General features: G+C 54.4%; 9 protein-coding genes and 1 other annotated feature. Of the genes, 4 read left to right on the top strand and 5 right to left on the bottom strand.

Going from position 1 to position 14,888, the window contains the following annotated elements; all coding sequences use genetic code 11:
• Nucleotides 1-72 precede the first annotated feature (72 nt).
• Entirely contained in the window at nt 73-1,902 is a 1,830-nt protein-coding gene (locus MKX63_RS08645; protein ID WP_341016511.1) for a sensor histidine kinase, read from the bottom strand.
• A 155-nt stretch (nt 1,903-2,057) separates the two neighbouring features.
• Here MKX63_RS08645 and MKX63_RS08640 point away from each other — a divergent pair, with 155 nt between their 5' ends.
• From MKX63_RS08640 to MKX63_RS08630, 3 genes are all read left to right on the top strand, one after another.
• Nucleotides 2,058-2,948, top strand: coding sequence for a carbohydrate ABC transporter permease (locus tag MKX63_RS08640; RefSeq protein ID WP_036730439.1), 891 nt, complete (start codon nt 2,058-2,060; stop codon nt 2,946-2,948).
• Nucleotides 2,948-3,784, top strand: coding sequence for a carbohydrate ABC transporter permease (locus tag MKX63_RS08635; protein ID WP_341016509.1), 837 nt, complete (start codon nt 2,948-2,950; stop codon nt 3,782-3,784). The genes MKX63_RS08640 and MKX63_RS08635 overlap by 1 nt, the downstream gene beginning before the upstream one ends.
• A 124-nt stretch (nt 3,785-3,908) precedes the next feature.
• Nucleotides 3,909-5,225, top strand: a complete 1,317-nt coding sequence (locus MKX63_RS08630; RefSeq protein WP_341016507.1) for an ABC transporter substrate-binding protein — start codon at nt 3,909-3,911, stop codon at nt 5,223-5,225.
• Between the two features lie 672 nt (nt 5,226-5,897).
• Here the strand turns inward: MKX63_RS08630 and MKX63_RS08625 are convergent.
• From MKX63_RS08625 to MKX63_RS08615, 3 genes are all read right to left on the bottom strand, one after another.
• Entirely contained in the window at nt 5,898-7,205 is a 1,308-nt protein-coding gene (locus MKX63_RS08625; protein WP_341016505.1) for an Nramp family divalent metal transporter, read from the bottom strand.
• Nucleotides 7,206-7,742: 537 nt separating this feature from the next.
• Nucleotides 7,743-9,446, bottom strand: coding sequence for a glutamine--tRNA ligase/YqeY domain fusion protein (locus tag MKX63_RS08620; RefSeq protein ID WP_341016503.1), 1,704 nt, complete (start codon nt 9,444-9,446; stop codon nt 7,743-7,745).
• 81 nt (nt 9,447-9,527) lie between these two features.
• Nucleotides 9,528-9,791, bottom strand: a binding site (T-box leader).
• A gap of 171 nt (nt 9,792-9,962) precedes the next feature.
• Nucleotides 9,963-11,519, bottom strand: coding sequence for a tetratricopeptide repeat protein (locus MKX63_RS08615; protein WP_341016502.1), 1,557 nt, complete (start codon nt 11,517-11,519; stop codon nt 9,963-9,965).
• Between the two features lie 115 nt (nt 11,520-11,634).
• Between MKX63_RS08615 and MKX63_RS08610 the strand changes: the two genes are divergently transcribed.
• Nucleotides 11,635-12,834, top strand: a complete 1,200-nt coding sequence (locus MKX63_RS08610) for an oxalate decarboxylase family bicupin (protein WP_341016501.1) — start codon at nt 11,635-11,637, stop codon at nt 12,832-12,834.
• Between the two features lie 175 nt (nt 12,835-13,009).
• On the opposite strand, the gene MKX63_RS08605 is transcribed toward MKX63_RS08610, so the two are convergent.
• Complete coding sequence (locus MKX63_RS08605; protein ID WP_341016499.1) at nt 13,010-14,299, bottom strand: arsenic transporter; 1,290 nt, start codon at nt 14,297-14,299, stop codon at nt 13,010-13,012.
• Between the last annotated feature and the right edge of the window lie 589 nt (nt 14,300-14,888).

Genomic DNA, 14,888 nt, shown 5'->3' with positions numbered 1-14,888 from the left:
AGCCGCTCCTTTTAAGGATCATTTATCGTGTTAAATATTTATGCTGTGAGCTTCACTGGACAAAAGCCCAAATTAACGGTCTATCTCCTCCAGCGGAATAATCAGCGTAACGGTAAGTCCCTGGCCGTTTTCATTATTCTTAAGCTGCATTTCCGCTGCGCTGCCGAACTGGAGCCGCAGGCGGGCCAGCACATTGTACAGGCCGATCTCCTCCTGGCCTTGCTGGCTGCTGCCTCTGAGGCAGGCCGTAATCTCCTCCAGCCGCTCCGGGCTCATGCCCCGGCCGTTATCCTTCACAGCAAGCACCAGCTTGGCCACCCCCTCCAGCCTGCACTCGATCTGGATCAGCCCCCCGCTTATCCCGTCAGCGAAGGCATGCTTGAAGATATTCTCCACAATCGGCTGCAGGATCATCTTCGGCAGGATCAGCTCCAGAGTCTCCGGCCCCGCTTCAACCGCAAGCTGCAGATTCTCTTCGCCGAACCGCTCTGTCTGGAGAACCATATAGTTCTGCACATGCTCAATCTCATCACGCAGCGGTACCTGGGTCCGCTCGGTATTCATTGAATAACGCATCATGCTGCCCAGGGAATAGATGAGATCATACACCTTCGGCGCATTATAGCGCAAGGACAGGCTGGCGATGGATTGCAGTGCATTGTAGAGAAAATGCGGGTTCACCTGGGCCTGGAGCGCCTTCAGCTGATTCGTCTTGTTCGCCAGCTCCAGCCGGTATTCCTTAACGATCAGCTCATTGATCGTGCGGGTCATGCCGGTGATCTTGCGGGTAAGGAGCCCGAATTCGTCCTCCCGCTCGGCATCCATATGCGCATCCAGCTGGCCGGTCTGCACCTTCTGTGTGAAGTGAATCAGCTTCTTGATCGGACGGGTGAAGCCGATGGAGATCAGCACGGCACTGATGCCCCCGATCAGGAGGAACAGCAGTCCGATGCCCATATTGAACCGGGTAATTACCCTTGCGTCTGTGTAGAGATCCTCATACGGCACCAGCTTGATAATGCTTCCGCTGAACAGAGGGTCCTTGATCTGCTTGTACATTACAATCCCCTGGAAGCCGTCCTTCTTCCAGGCGAAATGCCCGCTGTCCTGCTCTGCGGGCAGACGGCTCCAGCCCGCAGTGACCGGCTTCCCGATCCAGTCCGGATCGGAGGCGAACAGCGCCTCGCCTTGCTCATTCAGCACATACAGGCGCTCGGTGTCTGAATTGTACATCGACTCCACAATCCCCTCCAGCTCCCCCAGCGTATAATCAATCGACAAATCTGCCAGTACGCTGTCACTAGGGGTCCGGTAGATGGGAAAATGAGCCGTAAAAACCGGCACGCTCCCCGGCTTCAGATTGGGGAAGCCGGACTTCACTCCATATTGATGGTCCATATGCGCCACTTCGAGATATGGTCGGTAGGTGCCTGCGGCAAGCCCGCTCGCCGCGGCATAGCTGCCGTTATCCTCACGGCGGAAATACCCCTTAAGCAGCAGATTGGACTGCCTGGCAGCCCTCACATACAGATGAATCTGATACGTATTGCGGTCAGAGAGAAACAGATTGTACAGCTGGGTAGAGATGATGGCCCGGGTGTCCGGCAGAATCGTGCCAGGCGGGGCCTGAGCGGAATTTTTGGCGGTAAGCAGGGTGGTGTAAAAGGAGCCGGGAACATTAATTCCACTATATAGCGACATCGCCCGCTGATTCATGCCGCTGAAATAACTCCGGAGATTCGCCTCCCCCAGCGTCAGCAGCTTCGTATTCTGCTTCACGGACTGGTCCGTAACCGACTGCCTCGTATAGAGATAAGAGAAGGTCACAGAGATGCCTGACGGGATCACTGACGCCAGCAGCACTAAGGCCATCAGCCGTGTACGGATGCTGTTCTTGAACATGGGGGAACCTCCTAGAAGTTGTGTGAGCCGTACGGCCTGCAATATAATCCACTTTTCCCGGCATGAAATGAAGTGTTAGCGGTGGCCCGGGCTTTCTATAATCAAGCTGTGAACCCGTAGATAGCTTACCCAAACTTACCCAAAGGAGAGTCTATATGAGAAAAACTCTAGGTATACAGCGCGGCTGGGGACAGCAAATCGTATTTCTCGGCCCCTGTCTGCTCTTTTTCCTGACCATTGTGGTCACCCCGTTCTTCCTTGGCTTCTACTACTCCTCCACGGACTGGAACGGGCTGGATCTGGACAAAGCGGTCTGGACCGGCGCGGCCAACTGGAAACGGATTTTCATGAATGACGATAAGTTCTGGGAGTCCCTGGTCTTCACCCTGCGCTTCACCGTAATCTCGGTTGTGGCTGCCAACGTGCTTGCGCTGCTGCTGGCCTTCATTCTAATGACGACGCTGAAGACGAAGAAGCTGCTCCGTACTGTCTTTTTCATGCCCAATGTGATCGGCGGCATTCTGCTCGGCTACATCTGGCAGTTCATCTTCACCAAGGGCTTCGCTACAATCGGCGAGCTGACCGGGATTTCATTCTTCCAGCTGCCCTGGCTGGGCACGCCAAGCACCGGGTTCTGGGGTCTGGTGATCGTGTTCGTCTGGCAGACGGCCGGTTATATGATGGTCATCTATATCGCCGGGCTGGCCGGGATTCCGAAGGATCTCATTGAAGCTGCCCGCATAGACGGTGCCCGCGCTCCGCAGCTGTTCAAGAGCGTCTACATCCCGCTGATTATGCCGGCGATCACCATTTGCCTGTTCCTGACGACCTCCAATGCCTTCAAAATGTTCGACCTCAACCTGTCGCTGACCAAAGGCGGGCCGGGCACCTCGACCCAGTCGCTGGCCTATAACATTTATGCGGAGGCGCTGATCAACAACCGGTATGGCCTGGGTACAGCCAAAGCGCTGCTCTTCTTCGCCGCCGTCTCCCTGATCACCGTCACCCAGGTCTGGCTTACCAAACGAAAAGAGGTGTCCGCCTAATGAACAGCAGCCGCTACCGCCCGGGCAACTTCATCCTCGAAATTGCCGCCATTCTGCTGGCTATTGTCTTTCTGTCACCGTTCTATCTGGTCCTGAGCAACTCGGTTAAGGGGCTGAAGGACATCCTGATCGATGCCGCTTCCTGGCCGCAAGTATTCCACTGGAGTAACTATTCCAAGGTCTGGGATGCCATTAACTTCCCGCAGGCCTTCTTCAACTCTCTGTCCATTACGATTCTAAGTGTAATCTTCATCGTCCTGTTCAGCTCGATGGCCGCTTACCAGATTGTGCGCAAGCCGACACGCTTCAATTCCTTCGTCTTCCTGCTGCTGGTCTCGGCGATGATCATTCCGTTCCAGTCACTCATGCTGCAGTTGGTCCGGGTGACCAGCCTGCTGGAGCTGCGCGGCGAGCTATACGGCATTGTGGCCTGTTATCTAGGCTTCGGGATGCCGCTGTCGGTCTTTCTGTTCCACGGGTTCATCAAGACAGTGCCTCTGGAGCTGGAGGAAGCCGCGCGGGTGGATGGCTCGAATCCGTACGGCGTGTTCTTCCGGATCGTCTTCCCGCTGCTGCTGCCGATTATTGTAACCGTCATTATCCTGAATACGCTATGGATCTGGAATGACTACCTGCTGCCTGTCCTGGTGATCGGCGGGAATAAGGATCTGACGACCCTGCCTGTAGCTGTGACCAAATTCTTCGGACAGTACACCAAGAAGTGGGATCTGGCCCTTGCGGGTCTCGTCATGGCAATTACGCCTATTCTCTTGTTCTTCCTGTCGCTCCAGCGTTATATTGTGGAAGGCGTGACGGCAGGCTCCATTAAAGGGTGATCTCTCGGCCGGCTTTCCTTTGCAGCAATAATATCCACTTTTTCGAGCAACATATGAAGTGTAAGTCATCTAACCATTCCATTAAGCTCTAAGAGCAGGAACCACAGACCAGGGAGGTTATTCTATGAAAAGAAAGTTCGCGTTCATCATGGCAACCGTTTGCACCCTCATTATCGCAGGTTGCGGGAACAGCGGCAATACGAATTCCGCAGGCAATGGAAGCGCTACGAATGCTCCTAACGCGTCAACCGAATCCGCAGCACCGGAAGCCAGCAAAGCGCCTGCCAAGGATGTTACAATTAAGATGTTCCAGTTCAAGGTGGAAATTGCCGAGCAGCTGAATGCGCTCGCTGAAGAATATGAGAAGGAGACGGGGGTGAAGGTTGAGGTCGAAACGCACGGCGGCGGTGAGGATTACGGTGCACTGCTGAAGGCGGAGATTGCTTCCGGCTCTGAGCCTGAGATTTTCAATAACGGCGGGTATACAGCCCTTGTTCCTTATATGGACCGTGCCACTGACCTGAGCAATGAGCCTTGGGCCGCCCAGCTGATTCCGACCGCCAAGACACCGGCAACCGTAGACGGCAAGCTCTATGGCATGCCTATGAATGTTGAAGGCTACGGGCTGATCTATAACAAGGATCTGTTCGCCAAGGCCGGTATTACGGAAGAGCCTAAGACACTTCCCCAGCTCAAGGACGCCGTAGCCAAGTTGAAGACCGCTGGTATCACGCCGTTCGAAGCGACCAATGAGTGGTGGTCCATGGGGATTCACCTTGTTAACGTGGGTATGGCGCACCAGCCTGATCCCAAGCAGTTCATTGATGATGTGAAGGCGGGCAAACAGACCATCAAGGGCAACGCTGTCTTCAAGCAATGGCTGGATCTCGTAGATGTGATCATAGGCAATGCCCAGGACAACAAGATGACTACCGATTACGCGACCCAGGTGGCTGAATTTGCCTCCGGCAAGGCCGCCATGATGCTGCAAGGGAACTGGACGCAAGGCGATATCGACAAAATTGATCCGGCCCTGAACCTGGGCCTCCTCCCGCTCCCGATCAATAACGAGGAAGGCACCATCCTGGTGGGCGTGCCTAACAACTATATCGTGAACAGCAAATCCGCACATCCGGAGGAAGCCAAGGCCTTCCTGAACTGGATGGTCAGCTCGGAAACGGGCCAGAAGTATCTGACCAAGGAATTCAAGTTCATTCCGGCGGAAGCGAACATCACCGCAGACGCTGCCGATATCGGCCAGGTCGCCGTTGCCGTGCAGGAGAAATCCGGGAATGCGCTGGGCTGGAACTGGGATATGTTCCCTGACGGCGTCACCCAGGGCTTCGGCGCAGCCATGCAGGAATACCTCGGCGGCCAGCTGAACCATGACCAGCTGCTGGAGAAGCTGGACAAAGCGGTGCAGGATATTGTGAAGCAATAGCAGCAGGCTGATCCTTTAACAGAAAAGAGGTGTCCCAGAAGCCGGCAAACGGCAAATGAGACACCTCTTTTGTTATGCGCATGATTTACGTACGACGCCCGGTGAGCACGCTCCGCAAACGGAATGTTGTTCCAATCGCTCTTGTATCCAGGTTTTTTTCATTCCCCTAATCGGTGAAAATCCGGATACAAAGGCGAACGCTCCGCTTCTCCGCGGATCATTCCGCCCGCTCCGCTGTTTAAGAGTGGGAGTTACAAACTCTAATTCAAGTGCACATCTGCTCTTCATTCTCGCCTATCGCCCGCCTCCGGCAAGTTCAGGTGAACTGTACGTGGTATCCAATGTAGCTTCTTCCTTTCCTGGAGGTGCTCCACCTATCTCTCGCCAATTCCGAGACTTTCCGCTCACGGATCGCTTGTATGGATCGCATTGTTGCACATTTTGCAGGATTCCTCTAAAAAAGTTACGGGCTACGGTAGATTGTTGCATCTTTTGCAGGAATTCTGGTGTTTATAGCAAGTTAGCGCTGAATTTGTTGCATTTTATGCAGGATTTCAGCATAAGGCGCTTCTATGGGGCAGTATTGTTGCACATCTTGCAGGATTCCTCTATAAATGTTACTGGCCGTGGAGCATAGGGTCCACACTTCAAATAATCAATTCCATGCACAACTTACACAAACATCTCCACTACCAGAAACAGGTTCAGCGCGACCACCAGGGCGGAGATGATCCAGCCGAGGATGGTGGTGATCCGGTGGTTCACCAGCCCCTGCATGATCCGGCGGTCACTGGTGAAGATGACGAGCGGAATCAGGGCGAAGGCAATCCCGAAGGAAAGGACGACCTGGCTCATCACCAGTGCGCTGGTCGCATTAACGCCTAAAGCGATGATGGCGAGCGGCGGAATAATGGTGATCGCCCGGCGGAGGTAGAGATTGATTTTTTTATTAATGAAGCCCTGCATGACCACATCACCGGCCATTGTGCCCACCGACGAGCTGGACAGACCTGCGATCAGCAGGCTGAGGCCGAAGGAGATCGCTGTAACCGGACCCGCCAGATTGCGGAACTGCTCGAAGGCGATATCCAAATCCTCGACGACCAGACCATTCTTGAAGAACAGTGCTGCTGCGACGATGACCATAGCCATATTTACTGCACCGGCAATCAGCATCGCAATCAGGATATCGATGAATTCGAGCCGGAAAATCTGCTTCTTCTCCTTCTCATTAGCGCCGACGATACGGCTCTGGGTCAGCGAAGAATGCAGATAGATGGCATGGGGCATAACCGTTGCACCGAGAATCCCGGCAGCCAGCAGAATGCTGTCCACGCCTTCGAATCTGGGGGTGAACATCCCCGCCACTACGCTGCCTGCATCCGGCTTCGCCATAATGACCTGGAATACAAACGCCAGAACAACGATCATCACCATGCCGGCGATTCCGGCCTCAAGCGTACGGTAACCGCGCCGCTGTAATTCCAGAATAGCAAACGATCCTACCGCGGTAATCAGTGCCGCCGGAAGCATCGGGATGCCGAACAGCAGATAAAGTCCTAGCGCTGCGCCGATGAATTCCGCAAGATCGGTGGCGATAATGACGATTTCACTCTGAATCCACAGGAAGATCGACACGCCCTTCGGGAATTGCTCCCGCGCGACCTCCGGCAGATTCTTGCCGGTAGCAATGCCAAGCTTGGCAGATAAGGATTGAATTAGTACAGCCATCAGATTCGAGGCGAAGATGACCCAGAGCAGCAGATAACCGTATTTCGAGCCTGCGGTAATATTAGTGGCGAAATTGCCGGGGTCCAGGTAAGCTACGGAAGCTATAAAAGCCGGGCCCAGAAAAGGAAGAAGTCTCTTCAGTCCTTTGACATCTCCGTTAAGCACCGATTGCGCCGAATGTTTGTTAGTATGACCTGTATGACCCTTAAGTATAGGGGATGATTCTACTGCGGTATTTTGCTCCATCATGTTCTGTCCTCCTCTTGCCCGGAAAAAGTTGTCTATACACACGAAAGTTTCCCTGGTGCAACATTTGATCTGGTTTTATTATAATCCTCAAGATGAGAATTGTAAATGTATTTTCACTGGGTTTTCATACGCTGCCTGATCTTATGCCTGCACACCTAATCCTTCACCCATATTATGTAATTCGACTCTATAAAGTGAGGCTTATGCCTTATGTTATTACCCGCTCCCACAATCGGGCGAACTCCTTTGCTGGAGGTGATTGTACTTTGTGCGCTGTATAAACTACAATAGAAGCCGTTTTTTGATCGATTTTAATGAAATCTAATGTACAAAGTGCAGACAACGCTCTACTCCCAACCGGAAACGGTATTCTCCCGCTTGTCGACCCTTAACATGGCAGACGCCTCACGCAAATCAGCGATGCTCCCATAACAAGAGCATCGCTGATTGTGTAACTCTGTAAGCTTTTAAGAAATAGCCTTAGCGTAGCCAGTCCGTACAACGTTCCTAGAAGGTGTGAGAAAGGTCTTGTACTTATTACACTTCCGCAGATGTTGCTGCGTTGCCCTTCCAAGTGTCCTTAAGCGGGACAATTCGGTTGAACACCAGCTTCTGAGCTGTGCTATGCCTGCTGTCGATGCAGAAATAGCCGTGACGCAGGAACTGGTAGGTATCCCCGGGCTGAGGGTTACCGGCAAGCGGCTCCAGCAGGCAATCCTTAAGCAAGGTTGCGGAACCCGGATTGATGTATTCCTCCCAGCTCTCCCCTTCCTCCTTCGGCCCGTTGTTATCCGTCAGCAGTTGCTCATACAGATGTACGTCACTCTTCCGCGCATGAGCAGCCGAGACCCATTGCACGGTCCCCCTCACCTTCCGGCCGCTGAGTGTACCGCCGCTCTTAGTCTCCGGGTCGTAGGTACACCGCAGTTCGAGAATGGCTCCCGTCTGCGCATCCTTAATGACCTCATGGCAGCAGATAATATAACCGCCCTTAAGCCGCACCTCGCCGCCTGGAACCAATCTGCGGAAGCCCTTCACAGGCACCTCCATGAAATCGGCCCGCTCAATATAGAGCGTACCGGAGAACGGCACCTCTCTTGAGCCCAGCCCGGCATTCTCGGGGTTGTTATTGATAGTAAGCAGCTCGGAGGCCCCGGCTGCGTAATTGGTAAGCACGACCTTCAGCGGGTCAAGCACAGCCATGACAGCCGGCACCTTGGCCTTAAGATCCTGTCTCAGGCAATGCTCCAGCAGCGAGAAATCCACCATGGCCGTATTCCGGACCATCCCGATCTCCCGGACGAAATCCCTGATGCTCTCCGGCGTGAATCCCCGTCTGCGCAGTCCGCTGAGTGTTGGCAGCCGCGGATCATCCCAGCCGTCCACATAGCCCCCGGCAACCAGCTCCCGGAGATACCGCTTGCTGGTGACCACTCCCGTCAGGTTCACCCGGCCAAACTCCCTTTGCCTAGGGGCTTCAGGAATTTCCAGTTCCCGCAGCACCCACTCATACAGCGGCCGGTGATCTTTGAATTCGATCGAGCACAGCGAATGCGTCACTCCTTCCAGCGCATCCTGAATCGGATGAGCGAAATCATACATGGGATAGATACACCAGGCACTGCCTGTTCGGTAATGTTCTGCATGAATAATCCGGAACAGCACCGGATCTCGCAGATTCATGTTCGGCGAGGCCATGTCGATCCGCGCCCGCAGCACTTTGGCGCCGTCCGGGTATTCCCCCTCGCGCATCGCCCGGAACAACCGCAGGTTCTCCTGCGGCGTGCGGCTGCGGTAAGGACTGTCCTTGCCCGGCCCGGTTAAGCTTCCCCGGTAAGCCGTCACCTCTGCTACCGTCAGATCACAGACATAGGCTTTCCCCTTCAGAATGAGCATTTCTGCCCTGCGGTAGATCTCCTCCGAATAATCGGAGCCGTAGTAGACATGTTCTCCCGGGCTGCAGCCCAGCCATTCAAGATCACGGATGATCGCCTCCACGTATTCCTTATCCTCTTTGAGCGGGTTGGTATCGTCGAAGCGCAGGTGGAAGCGTCCGCCATATTTACGGGCGATTCCCACATTCGTGTGGATGGCAAAAGCACTCCCGATATGCAGATAGCCATTGGGCTCCGGCGGAAACCGGGTGCAAATCTCCCGGCTGAAGACTCCCGCCTCCACATCCTCTTTAATCAGCTTATCCATATAATTCTCCGGCAGAGCCGGTCCATTATTCTCTGTCATTCCAATCTCCTCCTGTTCATGGGTGGTACACCGCTTGATCTGGGTACAACAAAAAAGAACCTCACCTCCAAGACCGTAAGTCTTGGGGACGAAATTCTCGCGGTACCACCCCAGGTTTATTAATATGTCACCATATTAATCTCATCAAGTACGGCGCTGCCATCCGGCAGGGCTTATACTCTAGCTCTGTAACAGGAGCTCCTGTCGTACCATCCCCGGCTGCTGCCTGGTTCCGGTAAGCCGCTCAGAGGCTTGTTTCCATCCAGCCTTCCCTGCTCCTTCACACCAGCCGGAGCTCTCTGTGAGGGAAGAACCTGAATGTACTCTTCTCGTCATCGCGTTTAAATTATTGGATACAGAATATCAAATCTCACGCAGCGTGTAAAGGCCGGCTGCTTGCGGCAGGAAGACAATTACCCTAATGGATGTGCGATACTGGCGGTAGCCGGTTGGCCCATGGCCAACGTGCCTTTGCACCGTCCAATATAACCCCAGCCCAGAAGCTCCCCATCTACCCTACGCTTCGCTCAGCGCCGCCAGCAGCTCCAGTGCTTCCTCATGCTCCGGCTCGATCAGCAGGGATCTGCGCGTATAATCCAGCGCCGCCTCATCATCCTCCTGCTCATAGCTGCAGATCGCCAGGCAGTACAGCACGGTAATTACCGGCTCCTCCTCACTCGCCGCCAGCGAATGCTCCAGGAAGCGGCGGGATTCCCCGTACTGCTCCATCTCGAACAGCAGCAGGCCGCAGTCCAGCGCCAGATCATACTTTTGCGGCATCGGGTAGAAGCCCCGCCACATCCGGTCAATCCCCCGCTGAAGGTCCAGCAGCTCCTCGTCGCTGGCATCCGGCAGCAGCGCGGAGATCCGCTCGGCGCTCTGAATGAACAGCTCCGCGTCATATCCCCCCAGCCGCCAGAAGGCCAGGATCTGCTGCATGCCGATAGTGTCATAATTCTTGTCGATCCACACCTTCAGGCTGAAGAAATCATCCGGCCCGAACCGCTCGACAAACCGCCGGTAGGCCAGCCGGGTATGCGGATGCAGCATCGGCTCCTCCAGCATCAGGATGCAGCCCACATTGAGATTCTTATAATGATGCTGCGTGAACTGAGACTGTGCGCCTTTCCGCTCAAAAAAATGCACCAGCGCATGATAATTCGCCGTAAGCGAGATGCTGCCGTGGTGCATCAGCTTCGGCGGCTCGATAAATTCCCAGTTCTCCAGCCGGTGATCGCCCTTGTCGGCAGTGAGCAGCAGGAAGCTTCCCCGGGACAGTGCCCCCAGACGCTCCATGCAGGACAGGGCTGCCTCCGGGAACAATACATGTGAATCCTCCAGCTTGTCCAGATAGAAGGAAATCACTTCATGATAAGGATACGAGCTGTCTTCATAGCCCGCTGCACGCTTGTAATGGTATTCCGGCACCAGATCACGAAGCACCTCGGACGGCCCCATCGTAGCGGATTGCTCAGGATATTTCAGCGAGACCTCACATTCATAGATTTTGCCTTCATCCACATAGAGCAGCTCCTGCGGGATACTGTCGAAGAAATAGTTGGCGATCACCATCAGCGGCTGCTCCAGCTCCCCGGGCTTAATCACCAATCCGCTCTGCGTTAAGGACAGCTCCGTATCCCGGACCGCATCGAAGCGGGCAAAATCAAGCATTCCCTGCTCTACAAAAGGCTTCAGCCCCTCATGCTGCTGCCAGCCTTCAATGTTCTTCCACGGTAAATCACTCATCACGTAACGGAACGGCGGCAGCGGCACGCCCGCATACTGGATCAGCTCACAGAGCTGCTGGAGCACATGGAACGCCAGACGTCCCACTCCTGCACCCAGCTCCAGTACCACTACCGGCTCTCTAGTGAATCCCTTCTGCGCACGGTCCTGAAGAAAGCCGAAGATGATCTCAGCATACGCCGTTCCAATCATCGGATTGCTTGTAATATACTGCGGAACCTGGTCATTGGCCCAAGCCTGGAGACCCAGCTGTTCATAATAGGTGCGCTGCAATTCCCATATAGGCGCTTCGCTGAAGCGGTAGCGTTCTTGTCCACTTAATGTCATTAGTTCTAACCCTGCTCTCTGATTATCGTACGGATCTTTGTCCGGTAGTCAAATATTATCACATTTGCGCATATATTTTCTTGAAATGCTGTGCGTTCCAGAAAGGAGCAATGTGATGAATCCTGAGCATCCCCGTTCTCCAGGCCAGCCCGTCATTCCCCAGCCCATCCGCAGTGACGGTGCAGGCAATGTCGACCTGGGTCCACGTGACATCATGCGCGACCGGGAGAATCCCGATATGTTCGTTCCTCCGGTCACAGACAACGGGCTGATCCCGAATCTGAAGTTCTCATTCTCCGACGCCCATATGCAGCTGAATCATGGCGGCTGGTCCCGTGAGGTGACGGTCAGGGAGCTGCCGGTGGCCACTACCCTTGCAGGCGTGAATATGAGCCTGACGCCGGGCGGTGTACGTGAGCTGCACTGGCATCAGCAGGCAGAATGGTCCTACATGTTACTTGGCAGCGCAAGGATTACAGCCGTGGACCAGAATGGCCGCAACTTCATTGCCGATGTCGGTCCCGGCGATCTGTGGTATTTCCCTCCAGGCATCCCGCATTCCATTCAGGGTCTGGCTGAGGGATGTGAATTCCTGCTTGTGTTCGACGATGGAGGCTTCTCGGACCTGAACACCCTGTCAATCTCCGACTGGTTCGCCCATACGCCGCGTGAAGTCCTGTCCGCGAACTTCGGTGTACCTGAATCTGCATTCGCCTATCTTCCCAAGAAGCAGGTGTACATCTATCAGGATCAGGTGCCCGGCCCGATTGCAAGCCAGCGGGTCGAATCGCCCTACGGGGAGATTCCGCTGAGCTTCAAGCACCGGCTGATGGCCCAGCCGCCGCTTAAGACCCCGGGAGGCAGTGTGCGGATTGTCGACTCCAGCAATTTCCCCATCTCCCGGAATATCGCCGCAGCACTGGTAGAGATTGAACCCGGGGCGATGCGCGAGCTGCACTGGCACCCGAATAATGATGAGTGGCAGTATTACCTCAGCGGCCAAGGACGAATGACCGTCTTCGGAGGCAACGGCGATGCCCGCACCTTCAATGTCAGGGCCGGGGATGTCGGCTATGTGCCTTTTGCACAGGGGCATTATGTTCAGAATACCGGCACCGAGACGCTCTGGTTCCTGGAGATGTTCCGCAGTGACCGCTTCGCCGACGTCTCCCTCAACCAGTGGATGGCGCTCACGCCACAGCAGCTGGTCAGCAGCAATCTGCATGCCGGGCCGGAGCTGTTGAACGCCCTGCGCAAGGTGAAATGGCCTGTGGTGAAGTACCCGGAGCAGGAACAGGAGAAGACGAAGGAATGATAGGCTTAGATTTCACAATAGCCCCACAAAGTGTGGCTTTAGCTTCGATGATATTCAGGTAATTTGCGGGGACCCCAATCAAAAAAGAGCGGTCAGACTAAGGTCTGCACCGCTCCTTGTATATTATGAATGGTACACGGGATCGTGGCCCCCAGTTCGCTTACCAGATCCCTGATCAGAGCCACCTCAGCTCCAGATATAGACCCAGCAATGTGATGAACAGTGTGGGAACCGTGAGGATAATCCCTATTTTGAAATAGGTGCCCCAGGAGATCTTCACACCCTTGCCGGACAGCACATGCAGCCACAGCAGGGTGGCCAGTGAACCGATCGGTGTAATTTTCGGCCCCAGATCCGAACCGATAACATTGGCGTAGATCAGAGCCTCCTTCACCAGACCCGCGGCGTGTGCGGTATCAATGGCCAGCGCCCCGATCAGCACCGTCGGCAGATTATTCATCACCGAGGAGAGCAGCGCAGCCAGGAAGCCCATGCCCATCGTGGCTGCGAACAGCCCGTGCTTCGCAATCCCGCCGATCATCTCTGCAAGCACATCCGTCAGTCCCGCATTACGCAGGCCATACACCACCACGTACATACCAATAGAGAAGAAAACAATCGCCCAAGGTGCCCCCTTGACCACTTCCATCGTCTTCACGTAAGGACTTCTGCGGGCCATCAGCAGGAAGCAGATGGCGATTACTCCCGCTACCACGGATACTGGAATGTCCAGGAATTCACTGACGAAATATCCGGCTACCAGAAGCGCGAGTACGAACCAGGAGAGCCGGAACATCCGCTGGTCCTTGATGGCATCTCCCGGAAGCTTCATGCCAGCGGTGTCATATGCCTTCGGGATGCTGCGGCGGAAGTACAGATATAAGACCAGAATACTTGCTCCAAGCGAGAACAAGGTAGGCAGCCACATATGTCCTGCGTACTGCATGAAGGTAATGCCGAAGAAATCGGCGGATACAATATTAACCAGATTACTGACGGTCAGCGGCAGCGAGGTGGTATCAGCAATGAAGCCGCTGGCAATAATGAAAGGAAAGACCTTGCGCTCGTCGAGATTCAGCGCGCGGACCATCGCCAGCACGATCGGTGTCAGAATCAACGCTGCCCCGTCATTGGCGAACAGCATCGCCACGACTGCACCCAGTACAATCACATAGATGAACATCAGCGTGCCGTTGCCGCGTGCCGCCGCCGCCATATGCAGTGCCGCCCACTCGAAGAAGCCGACACGATCAAGAATTAAAGAAATTAGAATAATCGCTACGAAGGCAAGCGTCGCATTCCAGACAATCAGCGTCACATCACGGACATCGCCGAAGCTGACCACTCCTGCTGCAAGCGCGAGAATCGCCCCGCCGCAGGCGGACCAGCCAATCGATAAATTCCGCGGCTGCCAGATCACAAAAACCAAAGTCACAACAAAAATCAGGCAGGCTATCACAACCATAATTCAGCCCCCCATTTGATCTGCAGCATTCCCCGATGCACTCCTTACAGTAGATATAAATATAAGCCAATTTATATATACTAAAGCAGCCTTATCCGAAGTACAAGCTAAAAATTGCTGGAAGGTTCACCTGCGTTACGCAAGGCTGGTTAGAGGCATTGCCGCTCCGCCCGGCAGACGTCTGCTGCAATAATATTTATATGCTTAAGTGCTAAGTGTATGTATGAATACATAGGCTGGATTATGGGGAACGAAGCAGCTTCTTGGAGAGGAGATGCAGGTCCGTAAAGAGCCATCCTTGTTACGGGATTGGAGGTTCGGACTACCATGAGTACAGACCAGCTCATCGCACTGCTCGTTCTCGTTATTATGATTGTACAGCTTGCCGTCAAGAAGGATAAATCCTGAATCCTGAAGACAGCAGGCCGCCAAAGAGGCCGGGGCAACCCGGTCTCTTTGGCGTGGAGAAGTGTAGACCCTCGCCCCCTCGTACCTGGCAAAATGCCCATTGTAATCGGTTCTTCGATTACATTTCGCCTACGCGCCGCGTCCGGTCCAATTGTAATCGGTTTTTCGATTACATTTCGCC

Origin of the sequence: Paenibacillus sp. FSL R7-0179 (assembly GCF_038002265.1) — a bacterium.
GTDB lineage: Bacteria > Bacillota > Bacilli > Paenibacillales > Paenibacillaceae > Paenibacillus_AQ.
This window is presented reverse-complemented; position numbering and strand designations above follow the sequence as displayed.